Annotated in this window: 21 protein-coding genes and 1 pseudogene; 4 read left to right on the top strand and 18 right to left on the bottom strand. The window is 34.5% G+C overall.

The features are described 5' to 3' along the window. Positions 1-36 precede the first annotated feature (36 nt). A complete protein-coding gene (locus tag QWY92_RS18050) occupies positions 37-822 on the top strand; it encodes a TIGR02757 family protein (RefSeq protein ID WP_290274032.1) in 786 nt (261 codons plus the stop codon). 98 nt (positions 823-920) lie between these two features. Here the strand turns inward: QWY92_RS18050 and QWY92_RS18055 are convergent, their stop codons facing one another. The 8 genes from QWY92_RS18055 to QWY92_RS18090 all read right to left on the bottom strand — a co-directional run bounded on the left by QWY92_RS18055 (position 921) and on the right by QWY92_RS18090 (position 10775). After that, positions 921-1349, bottom strand: a complete 429-nt coding sequence (locus QWY92_RS18055) for an FKBP-type peptidyl-prolyl cis-trans isomerase (protein WP_290274034.1) — start codon at positions 1347-1349, stop codon at positions 921-923. A 437-nt stretch (positions 1350-1786) separates the two neighbouring features. After that, positions 1787-3502 (bottom strand): hypothetical protein, encoded by a 1716-nt coding sequence (locus tag QWY92_RS18060; protein ID WP_290274037.1) that lies wholly within the window; start codon positions 3500-3502, stop codon positions 1787-1789. Between the two features lie 82 nt (positions 3503-3584). Continuing rightward, a complete protein-coding gene (locus QWY92_RS18065; RefSeq protein WP_290274040.1) occupies positions 3585-4100 on the bottom strand; it encodes a hypothetical protein in 516 nt (171 codons plus the stop codon). A gap of 80 nt (positions 4101-4180) precedes the next feature. Then, positions 4181-5416 (bottom strand): DUF6638 family protein, encoded by a 1236-nt coding sequence (locus tag QWY92_RS18070; RefSeq protein ID WP_290274043.1) that lies wholly within the window; start codon positions 5414-5416, stop codon positions 4181-4183. Positions 5417-5505: 89 nt separating this feature from the next. Next, positions 5506-6093, bottom strand: a complete 588-nt coding sequence (locus QWY92_RS18075; RefSeq protein WP_290274046.1) for an NUDIX domain-containing protein — start codon at positions 6091-6093, stop codon at positions 5506-5508. Next, positions 6083-8038 carry an AAA family ATPase gene (locus QWY92_RS18080; RefSeq protein ID WP_290274050.1) on the bottom strand — a complete coding sequence of 652 codons (1956 nt, stop codon included), beginning with the start codon at positions 8036-8038 and terminating at the stop codon, positions 6083-6085. Before QWY92_RS18080 ends, QWY92_RS18075 begins: the two co-directional genes overlap by 11 nt. Positions 8039-8108: 70 nt before the next feature. After that, positions 8109-9173: a hypothetical protein gene (locus QWY92_RS18085; protein WP_290274052.1), complete on the bottom strand. Its 1065-nt coding sequence runs from the start codon at positions 9171-9173 to the stop codon at positions 8109-8111. 258 nt (positions 9174-9431) lie between these two features. Further along, a complete protein-coding gene (locus tag QWY92_RS18090; RefSeq protein ID WP_290274055.1) occupies positions 9432-10775 on the bottom strand; it encodes a microtubule-binding protein in 1344 nt (447 codons plus the stop codon). Positions 10776-11111: 336 nt separating this feature from the next. Between QWY92_RS18090 and QWY92_RS18095 the strand changes: the two genes are divergently transcribed. Further along, the gene (locus QWY92_RS18095) at positions 11112-11330 is read left to right on the top strand and encodes a hypothetical protein (RefSeq protein WP_290274057.1); all 219 of its coding nucleotides are present in this window, start codon (positions 11112-11114) and stop codon (positions 11328-11330) included. A 70-nt stretch (positions 11331-11400) separates the two neighbouring features. On the opposite strand, the gene QWY92_RS18100 is transcribed toward QWY92_RS18095, so the two are convergent. The 5 genes from QWY92_RS18100 to QWY92_RS18120 form a co-directional block, all read right to left on the bottom strand. Next, positions 11401-11799 (bottom strand): group III truncated hemoglobin, encoded by a 399-nt coding sequence (locus QWY92_RS18100; protein WP_290274060.1) that lies wholly within the window; start codon positions 11797-11799, stop codon positions 11401-11403. 6 nt (positions 11800-11805) lie between these two features. Next, the gene (locus QWY92_RS18105; RefSeq protein WP_290274062.1) at positions 11806-14025 is read right to left on the bottom strand and encodes a nitric-oxide reductase large subunit; all 2220 of its coding nucleotides are present in this window, start codon (positions 14023-14025) and stop codon (positions 11806-11808) included. 27 nt (positions 14026-14052) lie between these two features. Then, positions 14053-14388 carry a cupin domain-containing protein gene (locus QWY92_RS18110; RefSeq protein WP_290274065.1) on the bottom strand — a complete coding sequence of 112 codons (336 nt, stop codon included), beginning with the start codon at positions 14386-14388 and terminating at the stop codon, positions 14053-14055. A 199-nt stretch (positions 14389-14587) separates the two neighbouring features. Beyond that, positions 14588-15889 carry an MFS transporter gene (locus tag QWY92_RS18115; protein ID WP_290274068.1) on the bottom strand — a complete coding sequence of 434 codons (1302 nt, stop codon included), beginning with the start codon at positions 15887-15889 and terminating at the stop codon, positions 14588-14590. 106 nt (positions 15890-15995) lie between these two features. Next, on the bottom strand, positions 15996-16931 hold the full coding sequence (locus QWY92_RS18120) for a YHYH protein (protein ID WP_290274071.1): 936 nt from the start codon (positions 16929-16931) through the stop codon (positions 15996-15998). Between the two features lie 166 nt (positions 16932-17097). On the opposite strand from QWY92_RS18120, the gene QWY92_RS18125 reads away from it, so the two are divergent. Both QWY92_RS18125 and QWY92_RS18130 read left to right on the top strand, forming a co-directional pair. Next, on the top strand, positions 17098-19482 hold the full coding sequence (locus QWY92_RS18125; RefSeq protein ID WP_290274074.1) for a TonB-dependent receptor: 2385 nt from the start codon (positions 17098-17100) through the stop codon (positions 19480-19482). A gap of 23 nt (positions 19483-19505) precedes the next feature. Beyond that, complete coding sequence (locus QWY92_RS18130; protein WP_290274077.1) at positions 19506-20264, top strand: M15 family metallopeptidase; 759 nt, start codon at positions 19506-19508, stop codon at positions 20262-20264. A 39-nt stretch (positions 20265-20303) separates the two neighbouring features. On the opposite strand, the gene QWY92_RS18135 is transcribed toward QWY92_RS18130, so the two are convergent. The 5 genes and pseudogenes from QWY92_RS18135 to QWY92_RS18155 form a co-directional block, all read right to left on the bottom strand. Continuing rightward, positions 20304-21122 carry a DMT family transporter gene (locus QWY92_RS18135; RefSeq protein WP_290274145.1) on the bottom strand — a complete coding sequence of 273 codons (819 nt, stop codon included), beginning with the start codon at positions 21120-21122 and terminating at the stop codon, positions 20304-20306. A 16-nt stretch (positions 21123-21138) separates the two neighbouring features. Further along, positions 21139-22053, bottom strand: a complete 915-nt coding sequence (locus QWY92_RS18140; protein ID WP_290274080.1) for an EamA family transporter — start codon at positions 22051-22053, stop codon at positions 21139-21141. 116 nt (positions 22054-22169) lie between these two features. Next, positions 22170-22622: a cold-shock protein gene (locus tag QWY92_RS18145; protein ID WP_290274082.1), complete on the bottom strand. Its 453-nt coding sequence runs from the start codon at positions 22620-22622 to the stop codon at positions 22170-22172. 124 nt (positions 22623-22746) lie between these two features. Then, on the bottom strand, positions 22747-23856 hold the full coding sequence (locus QWY92_RS18150; RefSeq protein WP_290274084.1) for an MBL fold metallo-hydrolase: 1110 nt from the start codon (positions 23854-23856) through the stop codon (positions 22747-22749). A 105-nt stretch (positions 23857-23961) separates the two neighbouring features. Next, a pseudogene (locus QWY92_RS18155) lies at positions 23962-24381 on the bottom strand (DEAD/DEAH box helicase); the annotation flags it as partial.

The raw sequence follows: 24381 nt of genomic DNA on the forward strand, positions 1-24381 counted from the left end.
GGTAAAGTCAACTTATTACAATATTTTTGTTTTATTATGACAAACAACCCATTGGAATTATCCGAAACCGAATTAAAAGAGTTTTTAGACGCTAAAGTGTACGCTTTTAATAACCCCGATTTTATAGAAAGTGATCCGATAAGTATACCGCATCAGTTTTCAAAAAAGGAAGATATTGAAATTGCAGGATTTTTAGCCGCAACCATTGCTTGGGGAAATCGAAAAAGCATCATCAAAAATGCCAATACCTTAATGGAGTTGATGGATAATTCGCCGTACGATTTTGTTTTAAACCACAGCGAATCCAATTTAGAAAATCTTGCACCCTTTGTGCACCGTACTTTTAATGGTAATGATTGCATGCAATTTGTAAAATCTTTACAGCACATATATATTAATCATAATGGTTTAGAAGGCGTGTTTACAAAATATGCCGAAGCTGATTCTTTACAGCCAGCCATTTCTAAATTTAAAAGCACCTTTTTTGAAATAGATCATTTACAACGTACAGAAAAACATGTAAGCGACCCACTACGGAAATCAGCGGCTAAACGTATTAACATGTACCTTCGATGGATGATAAGAAATGATAATACCGGTGTCGATTTTGGCATTTGGAAAAACCTCTCGCCTAGTCAATTATCCTGTCCGTTAGATGTACATTCTGGTAATGTGGCTCGTAAATTAGGCATACTAACCAGAAAACAAAACGATGCCAAAGCCCTTTTGGAATTAGATACCAACTTGCGTAAACTAGATAAATCGGATCCCGTAAAATACGATTTTGCACTTTTCGGGTTGGGTGTTTTCGAAGGATTTTAAGTCCGAATTTTTCATAAAAAAACCTGACACCTATGGTTTAATAACATAAACAAAAGTGTCAGGCCCTATAAAACAAAGAGCTTATTTTAAGCGCTTTTTTATTTAATTTCAACTACTTCAAGATCAAAAACAAGATCTTTTCCAGCTAAAGGATGATTTCCATCTACAACAATAGATTCTTCTTTCACTTCAACAACAAGCAAATTAATTTCGTGGCCGTTTGGCGATTTAGACACTAAGCCCATACCAACTTCTGGAGCCATATCTTGTGGCAATTCTGTTTTTTGAACCTCTTGGATTAATGCTGGGTTAACATCACCATAAGCTTCGTCTTTAACGATAGTAATGGTTTTTTTCTCATTCAATTTCATATCGATTAACCCTTTCTCGAAACCAGGAATTAATTGCCCTTGTCCCAAAGTAAACTCAATCGGCTCTTTCCCTTCCGAACTATCAAAAACCTGTCCGTCTGCTAATTTACCTGTGTAATTTACTTTTACCGTGTTATTCTCTTTTACTTGACTCATACTATAATACTTAATTTTTTAAAAATATTCTTAACATAATTCTTACGCAGCAAATATTTTAATTTAAACTTATTGTGTCAGTGTCACCAAAACCAAGCCAAAAGCTAAAGTGTTAAAAGGAATATTAAAAAAGGGGGTAATTATTTAAAGTAAAAGCAAAATACCGCTCGCAGCCCTTTATTCATCACAAAAAAAATAGGCGAAACCTAAATTGATAAAAAGTCATGCAACTAAAACTAAATCAGCAATTATGTCAGGTTTTATCTAAATATGAAGCCAAATTTATTTTGGGCGTTCCCTAAAGGTCGGGCTTTCACTACTCAATCTTTTTGTTTAAAAAAAAACAAAAAGGATTTCAAACAGGCCGTTCAATCCCTAACGCGTGTGTCTGCCTCAACAATTTTTCATTAATAAATAAAGTATGTTTGCTCACGTCCCTACTTCGAAGCCGCTTTCATCGAATCAATTTCTTTCTTCAATTTTTCAATTTCCAATACCTTTTTTTCCTCTTGCAGCTGTTTTAATAACTCGTCATTAGACAGCGGTTTTATTGAATCTGTTGATTGTTGTATAGCATCAATTTGTTTGGTTTCTTGTGCAAAATATTTACCAATACCTTCACTAGAACGCCAAGCTTCATTAAGCTGATCGTAAACCGTTTTATCCCATTGACTAGGGTGTTTTACATCAATCCAAACCACATCACGATATTCACTATCTACTAAAGCTAAATCAGGAGTTGCCGATCCATCAAAATTATCAGAGTTTTCACGAATAGCAGAAATAGTTCCTAAGAAAAACATACGTTTTCTACCTGCAATATTTTTAATGTACGGACGAAATTCTACAGGCTTATTCACCGACCAATCATATTCTTTTCTTGACTCAATCACCTTTAAAGGCATAGCGGAAACACCTGCATAACCTTCTTTCTTAGAAGCATGATCGTAATAGTAAAACGCATTGGTACCATCAGCAGGCACAAAAACACTATACGTTAAACTCGTGCGCTCATCGCCCACAGGTTCTAAGCCAAACCAGTGATAAAGGCCACTATACGCGTTTGTTTTGGTATCCGAAAAATCGAAATCGGTTACAAAAGGTTGCTGATTTTGATCATCAGCTAGGTTAGGTATTTTAACTGCCGTTTCCATATTCCATGGTAACGGGTCGCTAAAACCACCTAAAAACTTTAAAGATTCGGCTTGTAAACGTGATACCTTTTCAGCCAACGTATTTTGACCAATTAAATACGGATGGTTTTTAATATTCTCAGGACTGATGTAAGTTCCTTTTCCTATTAAAATACGCTCAAAATAATCGTTTAAATCATGCTCTCCACTATCAATAACCATTACGCCACCAAAGGTTGGGTATGGAAATAAAAAACCTTGCCACTTTACTAAACTCACTACTTCTACCCATTTTCCAGCATCGTTTTTCATATAATAGGTATCACTCGGCTCTAAAGTAAATAGTTGAAAAATATTAAAACGCTGCACTACGGCATTGTACGTGTTTCGACTAAATTTTAAAGATTCTCCAATAGAAAACGTTACAGGAATACGGTTTTCACTAGAAAAACGCGGAAAAGGTGTTGTGCTCGATACGGCAAAAACTTCTTCCGTATTATCCGTCATTCCTTGCCACATATACTTTTCAGTTGGTTGTATCGCCATGGTCCATTTGTTTTCTGTGCCAACACGTACTAAATGTGGTAACGATACATCTTTAGTTTCTCCCACACTTTCGTTGGCCATAGAATACACATTGCGTAATGGTTGGATGCGCTCGTTTTGAGTTAATGGCAATTCATTAATTTCAATGCGATTTAAATGATTAAACACGTTGTATGTTTTCATGTAATCGTACATTTTATATTGCCATCCAATAATATAGATGGCACCAAAAAACACGGTTAAGAACCCTAAAATGGCAAGACGACCAAAAGTGCTTGTTGAGTTTCTGAATTTTCGTAAACCTAGAAATAGGACTACAAAACTTAGTAAAATAACAAAAATGTATTTTCTAACAAACAACAGTGCTGGTTGATAATCGTCTCGTAAAACGAATAATAAAATGAGTAGAATTAACCCTATAATTATGGTTGTTTTCTTTTGTTTCCCTCCTTTATTCCAATAATTTTTAATCATCTATAATTTTATTTATTGTTTCCGCCTAAACGGAAATCACTTTTTTGTTTTAAATTGTTTTGTTTAGTCACAAACGGTCTCACTAAAGTAAGCCTTTATCTTTTAAACGTTCTCTAGCACTTTTTTCTTCTACTTTAGGTTCGGCTTCCTTTATTTGTTCAGAAAGAGTTTCATCTTTCCTTGTTAAATCATCTAAGATATCTTTTCCCTTTTCAATGGTATCTTGCATGATATCTTCTAAGGATTCTGCTTGTTCTTCTATAACTTCGCTCGATTTAAAAATAAAATTAGCTAAATAAGTTCCAACTAAAGTCCCCACAATCATCGATGCAAATATAGAAATAGTAGCCACATCAATTGGGATTAAAAAACGGATAATCACAATAGCAATAAGATATAAAAACCCTACAAACACTACACGTAACAAAAACGATTGTTGATACACAAAGCCTGTTCTATCATGCGGTTTCATTTGTAATGCTTTGGAATTTATCACTTTATTAAAGAAGCGATAAACCCCGTTATTTCTCGATTCTTGCCAGTAAATAAAGATTCCGAAAAGTATGGCGGCAATAAATATGATAAGTTCTAGTGTCATAATGTTAAGTGTTATTTGAGCATATTATTTCGTTTACACAGAAAAAACAGCGACTTGTATAAAAGGTTAGTCTATAAAAATTAAATATTGTTACTAATGGTTTCAATTGCCCAATCTTTTAGGGATTCGTCCCATGTTTCAAAGCTTTTATAAAAGGCTTCTTTATCAAACCAATAGGTGAATAATACATCTTTGGGAGACACATTAACTAGCAACATCCAAATTAAATCTTGATGCTTAACGTCTAGCGATGAATGTGGCTGATGCAAAGCTTGATACAGTTTTAAATCTACAATATCCGAAATTTTATATTGATTGCTAGTTTCTAGTTTTTCTAAGTAACGCTCTACACTCATCACGTTTTTACGTGCTTCGATATCTAATTTATTTAAATAGCTTTTATATAAAATCGGGTCGTTTAAAATATCTTTTACGGGGTGCTGTGTCGTTTTTAAATAGGTTGCCATCTCGAACTTCTTAATCCTATCGTAACGTTTTGTTTTTACAACGTCTCCTAAATCACATTCAATAATAACATGGTCGCGTAACTGATCTATAAGTTGTGGCTGGTTTATATGAAAGATAATAACATCGTAAGTGGTATCTTTTATAGCTTCTTTATGCCAAGTTTCATCTTCAAAAACAATAATAGGTGTAATAAAATCGCGCAGTACATAAATTCCTCCAAAAGCGCGCGTATAAAACGAACTCGTGGAATATTGAAGTTCGTGTAAATCTAAATCACGCTCACGTAAATCGCCATGCGCCTTGGCCGATTGTAATAAGGCGGCTTGAAGATTTTCGTCTATAAAATTTTGATCTCTATTAAAGGTTTCTACTAACTTGCGTTGTTCTTTTTGAACGTTTAGCAAATCATCTATGAGGTGAAAATGAATGTTTATCGTTTTGTATTTTAAAACATCTAAAGGCTCGTAAAAGGCATCGATACCTTGATCGAAATCTAGACAAATAGCAGAATCTCGGGTAATGTCTTTTATTTTTTTACCATGAACCTTAAAAACAAACTTCATCAATTCCTTATCGAAGGTATGAAACGGTAAATACACCGGTTTCCCTTGTTGTAATGGCGAAATGATGATGCCATGCGGATTCGCTTCACCATTATTGAGGTAATCAATGGCTCCTTTTTCTTCTGCAACTTGCGGACTCCAACCAATACCATCAATTTGAAAAGACTTTAATTTAGTTTCTGAAAAGCCAAGCTTTACCAAGCATTTGTTGTAACGCTCGACGAGTTTTCCGCTCACTGAAATGAGCTCGCTTCGGTATAAATTCGCTTTTATTAGTTTTTGCATTTTTATTATTTTAATACTTTGAGCTTAATGTTACTCATGGTATACTTTGTTTGAAGTTCCGAAATATTAATAAAGTTCGAATATTTTATTTAACTTTTACCCAATCCATGAATAATAGCATACTGCAATAAAACAATAGTCCGCATATCTTGAATTTCACCGTTATTAAGCATGGTTATCGCTTCTTCAATAGGTAATTCTAGCACTTCAATATCTTCGGTTTCAGTTTCCACACCACCCCCTTCGCTTACTTTCATATCATCGGTATACTCCGCGATAAAAAAGTGCATTTTCTCGGTCATTACACCTGGCGATGTATAGGCTTCGTAAACTTTGGTTACTTTATTTATGCGGTAACCTACTTCTTCTTCAGTTTCTCTAATAATACAGTCTTCAGGATTATCTTTATCCAACATCCCTGCAGTAATTTCTACTAAAAAGCCATCTTTATTATCATTTTGATAGGTTGGCATTCTAAACTGCTTCGTTAAAATAACCGTTTGTTTTTCGGTATTAAAAAGTAAAATTCCTGCGCCATCTCCTCTATCATAAACTTCGCGCATTTGGTTAACCCAAGTACCGTTACTCATTAAATAGTCGAAACTTAATTTTTTAAGAATGTAATAATTATCAGAAAGCAACGTGCTTTTTATATTTTTTAATCTGTTAGATGCCATTTTCAAAAGTTTTTCTTGCTGCGGTTTCTATATTTATTTGGTTGACTCTAGCATCTACTTTGCGCTTAAAGTCGGTATCGGCAATAGTGGCAACGTTATCTAAATAGCGCACTACTTCCTGACGTCTAATTTCAGAAAAATCTAAACCTTTCATATTCCCTTTCATCACTTCCTGAAGCATATTAAACTTAGTGTCGTAATCTTGTTTGAAATAAATCTCAGGGTTTTCGAACCAGCTTTCTTCTAAATCAAAATCGGTTAAACGTAAAGAAATAGCCGACTGAATATTCCGAACATCACGTGATGAAAAGAACGGGAAAGCCTTTTGCATTTCTTGATACAAATTGGCATAAAACAGATGCTCGTTGCTTTTAAATTTAGCTTCCACCTTATCGCAAATAGCATGCACTCTAGCTTCACTAGGTTTACTAGATGTGTTTAATATTTCACCCATATTTTTAGAAAGTCCTTGATCGCTTAAATACTTATAACTATCAGGGTTTTCCATATTTACAAAATCGGGTAAAGATTGGTTTAGTTTATTCCACCAAATGTAATCTTGATCTAAAAAATCGTGTTCCGTTCGGGCTCCATCAATTTTAAAACGACCTTGTACACGAGAAATCACAGCCTTATCCAACATTTCAGGCAAATTGGTGAACAAACCAATAGAACTGTTACCGTAATTTACGGCATAAGCGCCTTCTGTATAACGTAAAAACACGCCAATAACTTCTTTTACACCTGCAGATACGCCTTGAGCTGTACGCTCTTGTAAATTATTTTCAGCATCATCAATAGGTGCGAAAATCAATTTTGTTGGATCTTGCATCGGTTTCATCCACTCTACCATTTTTTCTGCCGACCCTCCTTGAAAAGTGGAAATTAAAGTATCTGGCATAGGGTGAAACAAAAACGGAATTTCTAAATTATCGCAATGCTCTTTTAAGCGTGTCGCAATAGCAGCAATAAGCATACTTTTTCCTGTACCAGGAATTCCGTAGCCCATAAAAACCGGCATAAACCCGCCAAGTTCTTGAAACGGATTCTTTTTTGCGGTAAAATCGTAACTCAGCATACGCTCTGTTAAACGACGCGCAAAGTGCTTCGCATCTCGGTTACCAACTATTTGTTCAAATTTTATTTTGTTGAATTCTATACTTTTGGCAGTTCCTGAAAACACATTATTCCAGCCTGATATAGAAAACTCCGATTTTTCTAGTTTATATGTTCTATCTTCAATGGTTTCGGTATACTCTAAACTACTTTTTCTAAGTTGAATTTCGCCAATTAAAGCTTCAAAATATACCACCGTAAAATCGATAACATCTTTATCAGACATTACAATTTCTGGATGTCCAAGGTATTTATCAAAATAAAACAAACTACATGCAATTCCTTTTAAAGGCGAAAGTAAAGACACCTCTGGAATACCGGCAAATTTCTGTTTCATAACCGATAAATCGTCTGAAGCAAAAGGTTTTAAATCGTTTAGGATTTTATAAGCCGTTGAAAATAACATGAATGCCGTTGCGGTATGCATTTTACTTTCGAACTCCCTTTTTCCGTTAGAATCTAAAGCCGATTTATTTTCGTTTAAACTAGATAATCCCGAAGCATCATAATAACTATCCTTAATCCAAATTCCCAAAGTAATCCCTTCTTGCACCGCATAAAGGGTTTGATTTAAATGAATAGGAAGCGCTACAGAATCGGGTAGCAATCGTTTTTTTAAGGCTAAAATCGTTTTAGAAACCGAGGTAATCTCTACCGAAGACCCGCTATTTGCTCTAGATAAATAGAGTAAAATAGATTCGTCTTTAGCACCTTTATTTTTCGCTCTTGAGCCTTGTTCCCATTGCACACTTTTTAAGTATGATGAAGCCTCGTCGCGAAGCATATCGAGTTCGGTAAGTTTTATAGGGAAAGTTGAGTTGTGCTCCATTTTTTTTAAGGGTTAATTCTTAGTTTATAGTACCAGCAAATGATATAGAATACTGCGACTGAGTACTTTTCTATTTTTTAATATCTATTTTTAAACTAGAGACTTCAAATGGCGCTTTGGCTAAACCATTTAACAACTCTGGCGTTTTATTATATAATAGTTGAATGATGCGATGTGGTGCAAAAATGTACTTTTGCTTAAATACCGTATCCCATTTTTGAAGGGTTTGTTTGCTGAAAAAACTACCTTCTTTAAATTCGCTTGCCGATGCAACTTCGTCTATTTCTAAAGAAATAGCATAAGACTCTAAAGGAATTTCCTTTTTACCTATAGATTCTAAAATGGTATGGGTTACCAAGTTTTCATCTTTAGCAAATATATTGTGCAACGGACCTAAATCGATACGTTTTATCAATTTAGGTGACACTTTTGGTAGTTTCCTATCAATAGTGTAAGCCATAGTATCTAACGCCATTTTACGATCTGATGTGGTTTTTAAAACCTCATAAATTTCATCTTTATAATCATTTACATCTTTTCCGTCGTAAGTAAAATACATATAGCAGATAAATGGTCTGTTTAAAGACACATCGAAAAACGACCAGCTAACTAATAAATCGGCTATTGTATTTTCTGGTGCGCTTAGTATTTTACCTTGTACAAAACGATTAAAAATATATTCTTTCTTTACTGAAGAATAATATACAATAGATGCGGCTTGAAACAACTTTCGTTTAGAAACGGGTTGCTTTTTATGCATTAAGGTATTTAGAAAATCTTCTTTTAAAGTAGCTATTGGTGTAAGCTTTTCGAGATATTCCTGACGTAATTCTAGATCGTTAAACAGGTACCGGAACTCTAAATAATTAGGAAAACCAGATTCGGTTAAATCCACTTTCATATTATCTTCATCATCGTACATATATTTGATACGCATGGCTTCGATGGAATATAAAAGTAAATCGGAATATTGTTTAAATAACAACACTTCTTGCGTGTTACATAGTTTTTGCCTTTGTACGGCCACTATAAGTTCTTTAAAAACAAAGTCGACCATTTTATGATAAAAGACATACTGCTCCTTGGAATCGAGAATGGCAGAGTCTAATGGTGTAACTATTTGGTTTATTGACATTTATTTTGATTAATGTGAGGTGTTTTGAACTTCTTGAATATTTTTTTGGACGGAGAGTCTTGTTTTTGGCTGTTATGAAATGCTCTAGAGGCCATCCCGCGTTAAGGATTGAACGTTATGTTTGAGCTCCCCGACTTTAGAAGGGAGCGAGTAGTGAAAGCCTGACTTTTTACGCTGCTGCAAGGTTTACTAAAAAAACCTTGCAGGATTGTAAAAAGGAACGCCCACATTTTTATAAGTGTTTTGTTCTTTACTTTTTTAGCTTAGCAAATCGTCTTCGGTAGCTTGTGGTTTTGGCTTTCCTGTTGGTTCGGCGCCATCACCTTTTGGAGCATTGGCATCCGCTTTATAATAATCTTCGAAAATCTCTTTCATGTCGATACCATAACGCTCTGCAAAGTTCTTTTGAATTTCACCATCTTTAGCACGAATTTCTTGTAAAGCTTCGGCATAACTACTATAAACACCTTGCATCACTTTTTCGTGAACTGGAATATTATCCATCATATCTTGACGCGCTTTGGCACTTGCCGTGTGCATAGATGCTAAGGTTTGCCCAATATGTTCATCGGTTTTTACACCTAAATGCTCTAAAATTGCAGCAAATTCTTGATCGGTTCGCGCTTTTAAAGCCACAACGTAGCCATCGTAATATTTAAGACGCTCTTCGGTATCCGACTTTAATTTGGCTCGATGCGTTTGCAAGTTGCTACGTAAAGATGTTAGCACTTTTATGGTTAAATTATGCTTGTGCACGAAACTATCTTTACTAGCAGCTAACGTGGTGTAAGCGTTTTTAAGTCCTTCTAACTCTTCTACTTTTTGTTCCAAAGCTGTCATTTTTCCAATGGCTTCAGAATATTCGGTAGATTGCTTGTCGGCAATATCTTCTAGTTCTTGGCGCGCTTGTTTTAATAAAGCGTACTGCTCTTCTAGCTTATCTTCTACTTCTTTCTTTTTTTCTAAAGCTTTAGTGTGATTTTTAGAAGCTTCTACTATGGCATCTTTAAGTTTTTCTTCAACCTCTTTAATTTCTACTTCACGGTTTTTTAAACGTGTTACTGCAGCTTGAGATTTGTATGATAACTCATTTAAAAGTGTTTGTATATCGGCACTTTCTATACGCTCTTGGAACATGGCTTTCGCCTTATTATCGGCTCCTGCACGTAATTTCTCGGCTTCTTTATATTCTGCTTGTTCTTTTTTAATTTTGCTTTTGCGTCCCCATAGATTATTCCACCAAGTATCGGCTTTATTTTCTGCATCTTCTAGTTCAATACGAGCACGCTCTAATGCTTTTTGAGCATCGTCGATTACTTTTTGTTCGGTAGGATTTAATGCTGAAAATTTTTCGAACATAATACCAACTTCATCTTGATAATCGGTTAAATCTTTAATAGCATCAAGTAATGTAGTACGGTCCTTTTCGGCCATGTGAACGACATCGTCCAGAGTTGCATTTAGGATTTTTTGACGCACTTCGGGGTCGTCCTCTTGAGATAATTTAGATTTCATGGTGTCTATGGCTTTTCCCCAGTTGACATCTACTTTTTCTGTTTTTTCGTTGGAAGAGGTTTCTAATAAATCAAAATCGTCGGACATATGATACTTTATTATTTAAGATTAAACATTAATGGCTAAGCAATTACGGTAAAATTTGTGAGTTCTGAAAGAAAACATTTTTTTTTAATAAATTTCCGTTTAATTACTACAACTTGTATGTCTATCATGTTTTTAAAATGTTACAGTATACGTGAAATAAAATCCAAATACCTCTACTAAAGACTATCTGATAAACAACGAAATTTACAGATGTACTGCATAAATTATATAGAATTATTCCACGTAAAGTATTGAAACATATAAAAATACAGTATATTTGGGAGTTGCTAACTTATATGGTTTACCATGAAATCACTTTCTAATTTGCATATTTTTTTGATTAAAACACATTTTTTACATCAAAAAGCCACTGTTTTTACACTTATTGTAGTACTCATTTTCTTTGGAGTATTACTGTGTTTAGGTGTTAGAAAATCGCACAAGTTAAAAAAAGAAAATAAACGTTTAGAAGCGTTGAATACCGCATCGAGTGAAGATGATGATGACAAGCCGTATAAAGATTTTAGGCAAGGCCATTTATATGATAATAAATAGTTTGTATTAAACAAAAAACTCAGGATTTTTAAAACCCTGAGTTTTTTTGTTTTTAGTATAGTAGTGCTTACTATGTATTAATTTGCTGTCTACTTTTCAGAACAAATAGATATTGCCCTGTGGCCATTCGGGTGGCCGCATCTTTAGCGCGCTGTGCTAAAGCGCCATCAAACCAGTTGTCAATCGTTTCAAACCAAAGGTTTAACCAAATTTCAAAATGGTGTTGTTCCATATTGTGGTTTAAGTGGTTGTCAACTTTTAAGTGCGCCTGACTAGGATTACCTTTAAAGCAGATTTCACCAAATAGGTTAGTCACCCAGAAATCGGTTAATTTATCAATATGAGCTGGCCATTGATCATCTAAAATATGATGATTAAAAATGGGGCCCAACACAGGGTTAGCTCGAATTACAGTGTAAAACTCAGAAACTAATTTATAAACATCGGCTCTGTTTTCTATTTGCTTCATTTTAAATTAGTTTTTTCTTTTTAAACAATATAAAGTTTCTTGTATGGTGAACCAGCAGAAATAAAATATACCTACTGAAAATATGATATCACCAATCATTCGCATCCATTTTAAGGTTTGTACCGTTGGTGAGTATAATAAATCTTCACTTCTAGCAAAGGAATACCCCTCGGTTATAGACGTGTAAGCTTGAATAATTCCGATAGGTAACAAACTTAAAACTACCATAGCCACTAAACCGATATTTAAGAACCAAAAGGCACGTTTTAGTTTTGTTGAATTCCAAACTCGATCTGAATAAAAACGCAAACAAATAATGATGAATCCCATACCTAACAGTCCATAAACTCCGAATAATGCGGTGTGCGCGTGTACTGCTGTGGTGTTTAAACCTTGAATATAATACAGCGCAATTGGTGGGTTAATCAGGAATCCAAAAACCCCTGCTCCTACCATATTCCAGAATGCTACTGCGATAAAAAAGAAAATTGGCCATTTATAATTTTGAACCCATTTATGAGATTTTAGTAAATTCCAGTTTTCTCGAATTTCAAACCCCATTAAGGTTAATGGTACCACCTCTAAAGCACTAAATGTAGCACCTAATGCAATGGCTTGCACCGGTGTTCCAGAATAATATAAATGGTGTAATGTACCAATAATTCCTCCTGCTAAAAATATGGTTGCTGATGCTATTGAGGCTCTACCTGCGGTTTTAGCTGATAGAATTTTCATTCTTAAGAAAATAAATGCAATAATTACAGTTGCAAATACTTCGAAGAAGCCTTCTACCCAAAGGTGAACCAACCACCATCTCCAATAATTAATTACAGGTAAACTACTATTTTCGCCATACATTAATCCTGAAAAGAAAAACATTCCAATAGCAATTACTGAAATTAAAAGGATAATTAATAAATGCTTAGAATCGTCGTTCTTTTTAATTGCAAATACTACGTGGCGGCCTACCATAAGCACCCATAAAACAAGTCCAATAGCAAGAAATATTTGCCAAAATCGACCTAAATCCATGTATTCATAACCTTGATGGCCAAAGAAGAAATTGGTTGTTAAATCGAAAAATTGATGAACCCCTAACCATTCGCCGGCTAAAGAACCTAATACGATAGCGAGAAGCGCACCAAATAAAAAGTTGATACCGAAAACTTGAAATTTCATTTCTTTTCCGCTAATCATAGGGGCTAGAAATAATCCAGTAGCCAGCCATGTGGCTGCAATCCAGAAAACAGCCAATTGGGTGTGCCAAGTTCTAGTAATAGAATACGGTAAAAAACTGGATAAATCGAATCCGAAGAACGATTGCCCTTCCACAGTATAATGTACTGTAATAGCCCCCAAAACAACTTGAAGCGCAATTAATAATGAAATCACAATGAAGTATTTTAACACAGATTTTTGAGACCGTGTAAACACCATTTTTTCTAAAGGATCTTCCTTAGGGTGTACAACGGCATGTCCTTTTTCGTGATTTCTAAGATAATAATAAGTTAAAATCCCAATAAAAAGCAATAATAAAACTACTGAAAACCCTGACCAAATTTGCGAATCGGCCGTAATGGTATTATTAATTAATGGTTCATGTGGCCAGTTTGAAGTGTAAGTATAATCCTTATCTGGTCGGTTGGTACTTGCTGCCCATGAGGTCCAAAATAAGAAGGTGTTTAACTTTGCTAATTTGTCAACATCAACTAATGCGCCTTTTGGAATGGCGTATTTTTCATGTCCATTAGAAAAAATATCAGCATAATGTTTCGAGTTGCTAACAATGGCATTATATCGATCTTGCGAAATAGTAATGCTTTCATTTGAAGGGTTATATGTGTTTGTTTTTATATGTTTAATTAAACGTGCTTTTAGGGCCGCTTTTCGTTCTACATCTAAATTTTCATAAGTACTATTATAATCGCGTTTCGCCCAAGAGTTGAGCATAAAAACAGCTTCTTTGTGTATCCAATCGGCGGACCAATCGGGTGCGACATAACTACCGTGTCCCCAAATAGAACCAACTTCCATACCACCGATAGACTCCCAAACATTTTGCCCGGTTTGGATGTCTTCTTTAGTAAATATCGTTTGCCCTGTTTCTTTTATGATAACCGTTTCAGGAATTGGAGGTTGCTTTTGATATACTTCGGTTCCCACCCATATTAGAGCAATAAAGGAAAGAATCACTACGCAGGAAAATGCTATCCAAACTTTTTTCATTTTATTATTTTTAGTTATAATTAGTAATTAAGCAACATTTTTCACACGTTGCACTTGGTCGTTAATTGAAACGGTAAGTCTTACAATAGAATCTTCCAACCCGTTTAAATCATGAGGTACATTGGCGTCTAACGCAATGAGTGCTCCTTTTTTTAATATTAGTTTTTCTCCGTTTACACCAAATTCTATAAGGCCTTCGAAAATTTCAACGATAATTGGAAAAGGTGCTTTATGCTCCTTCATTAATTGACCTTTTTTAAATACAATGCGGACTTCTTTGGTGGTTTGTGTTTTTAGTATGAGGGTTACTGCCGGTTTCGTTTCATTATAAATAATGTTTTCGGTAAGTGATGCTGTTGTCATGAGTTCTGGTTTTAAGGTTATTAATAATTGGTTTTTTATACTCTATTATTTCTTAATTAAATGAGGAGTAACGGATCTTTTTATCTTTTATCGTGTTATGAAAATAAAAAAAGATGTAATCATTCCTTTTAATTAAGGTACAAAGATAAACGAAATTTAATAACGGACAAAAACATCCTTATTAAAATGTAGAATAATATTATTGTGGGTTTTTAACCTTCAAACTTCCTATAATTAAAAACAAAAGATAGCATAAAGTGATATATCCAATATATTTGTAAGTTCCGAAAGTAGAAAAGCAATAACTAAACAAACTTGGAGCAATAGCACTAGCAATAACCAAGAAACTCATTACTTTTCCCGTGATAGATCCCAAATATTTACGACCATAATATCGTGGCCAAGTTACGGCATTAACCACGGCAAATAAGCCGGTAAGAATTCCTAAACCAATAATTAATAAATAGATTCCAAAACCTTGCGATAAAAATAATAAACCAGAGGAAGCTAGTACTCCACTGGTAAGCATGACATATAAATATATTTTATGATGTACATAATCGCTCAAAATATTACCAATTGTAGATACGGTAATGGCGATAATTGAAATTGGCAAAAATATAGCAATAGCTTCTGATTTGCTGTAGTCTTGACTTCCGAAAATAGACACCACATGAAAAGTGAAACCTGTTATAAAGAAGCTATTAAAAGCTAGGGTTAACCCAATCATCCAGAAAGCTCTTGTTTTTTTTGCTTCCACTAAAGTGAAATTTCTTTCAACACGAATTTCCTTTTTTGTTTCATCTTGTTTGACAAATCCATCAGGCACTAGGCTGAAATCTTCAGGTTTGTTGCGATAGAACTGCAAAACAAATAGACTAAAGATAAATAAGCAAAGTGCTAGAATTTGCCAGCTTATTTCCCATCCATGATCGTCAATAATAGCATTAATAAAAATAGGAGAACTTGAAAATCCCAATGATACGCCAATGCTACTTATGGAATTTACTTTACCTCTGTTTTTATCAAACCACATCATTATCATATTTCGCGATGCCATTGTGAGTACGCCTTGACCACAAAACCGCGTAAAGAAAAATAATACCGTTATTAAAACAAAAGGTACGCCCCAAGTATTTAAATGTAATACCGATTTAAGCCATGCGCTCATTTCTGCAGAAACAGAAAATAGTAATAAGGCCAAGCCTAAAAATACAGTTGCAAAAAAAGCCACATAACGTGCACCATATTTATCGAATAAAACACCAGCACGTGCCACGAAAAAGGCGCTTAATAAGGTGCCGAGCATATAGGCGTTGCTGAATTGATTTCGGGTAAGTCCTAGCGCATCTTTTACAGGGTCTGTAAACACCGAAACACCCACTGTTTGCCCAGGAATACTTGCTAAAACACCAATACTGCCAATAAGCAATACAACGTAACCATAATAAAACGGAAACTTTTTGGGGTTGATAAATGAGAATTTATTCGGATGCGTCATGCCAAGAATTAAGCAACAAATGTACGTTTATTGTTAATTGAACTCAAAAAAAGAGCTTGATAAAATGAAGTACCAAGCCCTTTTATAAAATTATGATATAAAGTTATTACGGTCTGCCATTTCCGCCTCCAGGTCTTTGGCGTTGGCCGCGTCCTTCTCGTCCACCTTCTCGCCCTCCTGGTCTTGGTCCTTGTGGTCTTTCTTCGGTAAATTCACCCATTAGGCAACGTCCAACATATGGATAATCGTCTGTAACAATGTACATATATGTGTCGTTTACATAAATACCGTTACATTCGTCCAAATCTCCTGAGCCCTTTACAAATTCCCAATCAGAAACAAACGTACCGTCAAATTTATCGCCTTCTAGTAGAACGTCAAGATTTTGTTTAGGGTTCGAGTATGTACAATCAGTAGCCGAATATGTATCATCAATAATGCTATAACTTGGTTTATAAGCACCACTTTTAGAGTAATACATCGGGAAACCATCTTTAGCAAAACCGAGTAGTACTAGATCTTCTCCTGTATCAAAAGCTTCAACTAGAGCTTCCGAAATACCATGGTAATGATATTCTCCAGTAGGTTGTACGTGTGCATTATTAAAATCTAATCCCAAGTTTATTAGGTCTTGAACAGCTTCAACCTTAAAGTTTTCACCACTATCGCAAATGACCATTTCGGCGGTTTCGGGTTCAAATTTAACACCGTTTAATGCAATTCCAGGTTCTCTAGCCCATTTTGGATGCCCTGTAAAAACGGGTTTTAAAGGAATTTTATAAGTCTTTTTTTGAGCAGAAATGGTATTTGGATTTCCTTTCCGTGGAAATTCTCCGGTCTCATGATTTGGTAACGCATTGGTTACCATAACGCGGTTTTCTTCATCCAAAGTCACCACTGTTTTCGTACCGTAATCTGGATTTTCAATGGTGTAATCACCAAAATAAGTTATTCCTTTTTGGTTCGTGTTTTTGACTTCCTGAGCATTACTTTTAAAGAAAAGCATCACTAAAGCCACAGTTAAAATAGTTTTATGTGTCATGTGTATTAGGTTTTTGTAATTAGATGAATATCTTCAGAAAAACTTGTGCTTCAAACACATAAATTGTATATTTTAAGTTAAATTTAACTAAAATACATGAAAAGCATCTAAAAAGGTAAAGCTCTTGCGCTTATATTTGTTAGTTAATCAATCTAACTATTTCATCATGAACTTTCATCAGTTTAAAAATGCCCTCTTTTTTTTCGCCTTGACTAGCTTTACTGTTGTAAATGCACAACAAAAAACAATAGAAATAAAAGGAAAGGTAATTGAAACCGAAACAAAGCAAACCATTGAGTATGCTACTATTTCAATAATAGATAACGTTACAAAAAAGCCAATTACAGGAACTATTACCAACGAAGCAGGCCTTTTTTCTATTGATGTGACTTCTGGGAATTTCTATATTGAAGTTAGTTTTTTAGGTTTCATATCAAAAACGTTTAAAGATTTTAAGGTTGAGAAAAATAAAATTGATTTAAAAACCATTTCTCTTTCTGAAGATTTAGAGGCTTTAGGAGAAGTTTTAGTGCGCGCTCAAAAATCACAAACCGAATTTAAATTAGATAAACGTGTATTTAATGTGGGTTCCGATTTAAGCGCTACAGGTGCTGGTGCGCTCGAAGTTTTAAACAATGTACCGTCGGTAAATGTAAGTATTGAAGGAGAAGTCAGTTTACGCGGGAATTCAGGGGTACAAATTCTAATAAACGGTAAACCGTCGGTTTTAGCGAGTGCCGATGGCAATGCGCTGGGTACCATTACTGCAGATATGATAGAAAAAATTGAAGTCATCACAAATCCATCTGCTAAATATGATGCAGCGGGAACTTCAGGAATTATCAATATTGTGATTAAAAAATCAGAGAAAAAAGGTTTAAATGGTTCGGTTTCTTTAAATGTTGGTGTGCCAAATAGTAACAGTTTTGGCTTAAGTTTGAATCGCCGTACCGAAAAATTTAATTTGTTTAGCCAGTTGGGGTTCGGGTTGAGGACCTATCCAGGGGAAACAGAAAGTATAAATGAAGATTTTGAAGAAGAAACGACCGTACAGAGTTTTGGTGATAGTGAGTTTGATGAAAAGTTTAGTAATTTCTTATTAGGTACCGACTATCATATTAACGATAGAAATGTGATTACGCTAACAGGTTCGTATGCTTACGAAGTAGAAGATCAAAGTTCTCAGCAAGATTTTACCAGTATTGATGGCACTAACAGTGTTACCGATGCTTGGTTACGAGATGAAAAAACAGAAGCCACCAACCCAAAATTAAGTTACGAATTACAGTATAAGAAAGATTTCAAAAGGCATGAAGATCAAAGTTTGCTATTTAGTGCTTTGGGGAGTTCTTTCAGAAAAGATCAATCGTCTTATTTTGAAAACACCACTAGTATTGGCAGTAAATCTGATGCAGAGCAAATTACAAGAACGGATTATAAATTAGCAGATTATACTTTCAAACTAGATTATGTACATCCTTTTTTAGAAAAATATACTATTGAAACGGGTTCGCAATATGTAATTAATGAAGTTTCTAATGATTTTGCCGTAAGCGATTTAGATGATGATGTTTGGGTAAGCAACCCCAATTTAACAAACATCTTTAATTTTGATCAAAATGTGCTTGGCGTTTATACCACAGCATCTTACGAAGGTGAAAAATGGGGTGTGAAATTAGGAGTTAGAATGGAAGATACTCAAATTGAAACCTTGTTAGAAACGACGAATGAAAATCATTCTAAAAACTACACCGACCTCTTCCCTAGTGCGCACACGTCTTATAAAGTGAATGATGATTTCTCGATACAAGCGGGTTATTCTCGTCGTATAAATCGTCCAAATTTACGTTCTTTAAACCCGTTTTCTAATATTCGGAATACCTTTAGTATTTCAACAGGTAATCCTGATTTAGAGCCAGAATATACTAATTCTTATGAAATAACTAGTATTCATAAAATTGGTAAAGCGTCGTTAAATTTCAGTTTATATAACCGCTACACTACTGATGTTATTGAAAGTGTTATTGTTTCTTTTGAAGAAGGCGTTAGTACCTCTCGCCCTGAAAACATAGGTACAAGTAACACGACTGGTTTAGAGTTTAACGGAAAATACAATCCATTAAATTGGTTTTCTTTAAGTGGTGAATTTAATATTAATTTTTTCGATAGAAATGGTATTTTTGAAAGTGAATCGTTTAATTTTAAAGGCAACCGTTGGTCTTCAAGTTTAACCTCTAAATTCAAATTGCCTTTAGATTTTGATTTAGAAGTTTCGGGCGATTATCAATCGGAATTCGAAAGTTTACAAGGTAGAATATATGATAATTTATATGCCGATTTAGGACTTCGGAAAAAAATATTAAAAGGAAAAGTGATTCTGAATATGAGTATTCGTGACGTTTTTGCATCACGTGTTAATCAATCGGAAACCATACAACCCGACTATTATTTATACAACAGCCGTAAGCGTGGACGATTTGTTACCTTTGGTGTGAGTTACGGTTTTGGTAAAGGTGAAGCTATGGAATTCTCCGGGCAACGCCGACGTTAATTGATCGAAAAAATATATTTTAAATGAAGAAAATTTTAGGTTTAACGTTATTCGTTTTTACATTTGTTTTATATGCCTGCAAAGATGTGAAAAAGCAGGACGTAAAAACCGTACTTATTACTGAAACCCTTCCTATTAAAAAACCAACATCTATTATCGATTCAACAATTACAAAGGATTTGGTTTTAGGTAAATTTGATTACCGAAAACATGAGTTGTTCCAAAAAGTAAGCCCAGTACATTCCAGTAAAACGCTTTATTTAAACAAAAGCTGTTATGCCGCATTCGTAAATATGTTCGAGCATGCCAAGGCCGATGGTATCGATTTAAAAATTATTTCGGGAACAAGAAATTTCTATGAGCAAAAAGCCATTTGGGAACGTAAATGGAAAAAATACAGCAATCTAAAACCCAAGGCTAGAAGCTTAAAAATATTAGAATATAGTTCCATGCCCACGTCATCGCGTCACCATTGGGGAACAGATATGGACTTGAATAATTTGAACAACCGTTATTTTGAAACGGGAACAGGTTTAAAAATATATAACTGGCTCATTAAAAATGCAGAAACCTACGGTTTTAAACAAGTGTACACAGCAAAAACTAATGGAAGAACGGGGTATAATATGGAAAAGTGGCATTGGTCTTACATGCCGTTGGCAGAAAATTATTTGAAATTTTATAATGAGCATATTACTTATGATGATGTTTCAGGTTTTAGAGGCTCAGAACAGGCATCAGAAGTTGAAATTATTAAGTATTATGTGAATGGGATTTTATAAGTATTCAAGTAAAGAAGCTTCAGCTTAAAAATCGTTTAATTATCCTTTATATTTCTCTTTGTAAAGAATATTTAAAACGAGTCCGCAAATAATCATAGCAATCCCTAATAAGCTCCAAAAGGTGTAAACCTCACTAAAAAGGAATGTTCCGAAGAGTACCGTGAAAATAACTTCAATATATTTTAGTGGCGCCACCTGGCTTGTAGAGGCTGTTTGAAATGCTTTCGTCATATAAACTTGCCCGAAGTATCCAAAAATACCTAAAGCGGATAAAAGCAACCATTCTTTCCCGACAGGCATCTTCCAATGATTAAGCATTCCGATTAAACCGACTACGGTAGAAATAACCATAAAATAATTAACCACAACAACAGGGTGTTCACTTTTACCAATTTTACTTAATACAATATAAACTAAACCACTAAAAATGGCTGATATAACTATCAGTATTAGTCCATAACCACTTACCTCTTTATCGAAACCTTTTAGTACAATAACGCCTGCAAAAGCCATCGCGAAAAAAAGCCATTGTATAAATTTTACTTTTTCCTTTAGTAGAAAAACAGCAAAAATAGCAGCAAAAATAGGTGCTAAATAACGTAAGGATACCGCACTACCGATAGGTAAATATTTGGTCGCCATAAAAAACAGACTCATGGAGGTTACGCCAACAACACCTCTTAAGATCAGAAGGGATTTATTATTTCCTCCGAAAGGAATTTTATTTTTAAGTAGAAATCCAAAAGTAAAAAATAAGGAACTCGCCGACCTAAAAAACACAATTTGAAAGGCGTTAAAATCACTTAAATATTTTACTGTGGCATTCATACATGCAAATGCTAAAGTGCTAATGAGCATGAATTGTAGTGCTTTTTTAACGTCCAAGGGCTCGCGGTTTTATTTTGCGTTTAGAATTTATAAAATATACGCCCGTAAGTAAAACTACAGCGGCGATTATAGATTGTTTTGTAATGTTTTCGTTTAAAATCCACCAGCCTAAAACTAAAGCTATAATGGGGTTTACATACGTTGATGTGGCTACTTTTTCGGGAGATACTTCCTTTAATAAATAATTAAATGCGGTAAAAGCGATAATACTTCCGAAGATAATTAATAAAAACATAGCCCATAAAACATCGGTGCTCCATGTAGTTGGTGCAGACCAGGTTTCGTTAAATGAAACACTCGCAATACCTAGCATGACCCCGGCTGCAACCATTTGGTAGCCTGTGTTTACGAAAAAGTTTTTGGGTAAATCGGCCTGACCAACAAATATACTAGCATAAGCCCAGCTGAGCATGCAAATAAAAATCATAATCATGCCTAAAATTTGGCCCTCTTGATTTATAATTTGTTTCTGACTAACGAGAAGAAAAATACCTGTAAAGCCTAAAAAGACTCCAATGTATGACATTCCAGATATTTTTTTGCCTTGTAAAATGCGCATCAAAATAAGAACAACCAAAGGCTGTGCAGAAATTTCTAGTGCAGCAAACCCACTATCCACATATTTTAAAGCCCAAACCACCACGCCATTTCCAAAGCTTAAAAATAGAAAGCCTGCAATAATGGTATTTTTTAATTGCTTTTTCGTAATTGAAATATCTACCTTTAAGATTTTAGCAATGATAAAGATAAGAATACCAGCGGTAAAAAAACGCATGGAAGCTAACATGAAAGGAGGTAATTCTGAAACTGCTATTTTGTTGAGTAAATAGGTAGACCCCCAAATAACGTAAATAGCGAAAAAGGCTAATACTATAGAAATCGTTTTACGTGAAACAGCCATTTAAAATGTATTTAAAATAAAATAATCCTCACAGATATCTGTTGAGGATTATTTAAATTTGTACTTTAGTTTGAATACGATAAAGCTAAATAAATCAGCGTTTTATCATAGAGAAATTATATTTTCTTAACACGAACAGCGTTCATACCTTTTTGGCCACGTTCTAGATCGTATGTTACTTTGTCATTCTCTTCAATATCTTCTAATAAACCGCTTACGTGAACAAAATATTTCTCTTGATTCACACTGTCAATTATAAAACCGAAACCTTTAGAATGATCAAAAAACGACACCTTTCCTTCTTTTGCCACTGGCTCCTCTTCAATACGGTCTTCCTTCTTAGGAATACCTAACTCGATACTTTCAGCTTCAACCTTTTCACGCATCGCCGGATCTGGCGGTGTGTCGGTTAAATTTCCGTTAAAGTCTACATAAGCAAACTGGATCCCTTGAGGGTTCTCTTTGGATTCCGCTTTTCGAGCATCCTTTTTCTTTTGCTTTTCTTCTCTCTTCTTTAAGCGTTTTTTCTCTTTTTCAATTTTGTTAAATGTAACTTGCGATTTTGCCATAGTTTATAACGTCCTGCGGGTTTTAGTGAATTAATAAGCTGTAAAGGTACATTATATTTTTATCATGCGATAATATTCACGTGAATAAAAGCTATAATTCATAAAAAAATGTTAAAACTTAACATTAACGTTTTCTTCTGTTTAGCTCATTTTCAGAAATAAAACCATCTTTATTGGTATCACGATTTTCAAAATTCTCTTTCAGTTTACCTTTGGCTTCATTTTTAGAAATTTTTCCGTCTTTATTCTCATCCATTTTACTTAGCATGTTGTTAAAACTTGGAGTTTCTTTCGTGTTCTTCTCGTTTTTAGTTTGTTCTACAGCTTGCTTATTACCTTCTCGATGTGGAAAAGTCATTAAATCTTCAGCATAAAAAACAGGTCCTGAATAATTTTCTTGTAGGGCAGCACTTGTAGCTACTTCATCTACATGATTAAAATTGAAATGCGTTAATACTAAATTTTTAACTTCGGCTTCGTTTGCCATGCGAGAACTTTCGTCTAAATTAACATGCGCATGTGTTTTATTATTTCTATTTTTTCCACTTCCTGTTCTGGTATTGGTTTTTCCTAATTCAATGCTTCCTCCGGAGTCAATAATTAAATAATCGGCCTGTTTTGCTAGCTTAGATAAGCTTTCGGAATAGGATAAATCTCCAGAAATTACTATCGATTGTCCGTCAGCACTAAAACGGTAAGCCATTGTGGCAATAGTGTGGTTTACTGGAGTGCAAGATATCTCTATACCGCCAATGTTGAAGGTTTCATCTCCATTTAATTCTTGTACAGAAAAATTACTAGCAACATCTTTTAATGTTCTGTTCTTTTTAGAAAGTCTGTAATTGATGTCTTCTTCGTAATTCTGAAGTAGACTTTCAACTAAATTAGACGTTGGTTTAGGGCCTACAACTTGAAATGTGTTGCCTCCCATTATGGCATGAATAAAAATAGGCGTAAATTCTTCGTTATGATCTAAATGATGGTGGGTAAAAAGTAGTGCATCGATGTCTTTTGTTTTAACATTCAGCCTATCCAAATTCGCTTGGACGCCATTACCCATATCCACCAAAATTTTGGTGTCTTTATAACTTATTAAAACCGAAGGGCCTGCACGCTCTGTATTAAATTTTGGTGAGCCAGAACCTGTAATGGTAGCCGTAAGTTGGTCTTGTCCAAATAGGAATAATTGAAAACTGAAAAAGAAAACTAATGCCGCACTATATTTTATCATCATGATATATTTTCCATTTTAGACCTTCAGGTTAACGAAAGGTTTAAATTTTAGTTGAAAAATAAAATATGATAATTAGATCTTCAGATAAAAAAAACACTTAGAAGTTTACTCTTCTATTGGTGGATGCCCATGAATTTGCTCGAAAACTTCATCAAAATTAGAACGCAAATAGGCATTTAATTTCTTACGATAATCACCTTTAAGCCATTCTACAAAGTTAAATGTGCTTTTACTGATGCATTTAGTATAACGTTGAATGCGGAAATCAATATCGTCGCCTAGCATTTTAGCTAAACCTAAAGCATCGTAAACATCTTCACTATTTTCAATACAAATTTTAGCGTGGTGTTCTATAGATCGCTCTAAAACTACTTTGGATGATTCTCCATTTCTAATAGAGCTCACATAAGTTTTTTGAATATCAAAATACACATCTCTAGACTTTGCAAATTCGGCACGTAAAGCATCGGGCATTTCATATCTAAAGTTGCTTTCTAACTCATCATCACTTAAAATAGCATCTAA

It is taken from the genome of Algibacter miyuki (genome assembly GCF_030409805.1).
Classification (GTDB): domain Bacteria; phylum Bacteroidota; class Bacteroidia; order Flavobacteriales; family Flavobacteriaceae; genus Algibacter; species Algibacter miyuki.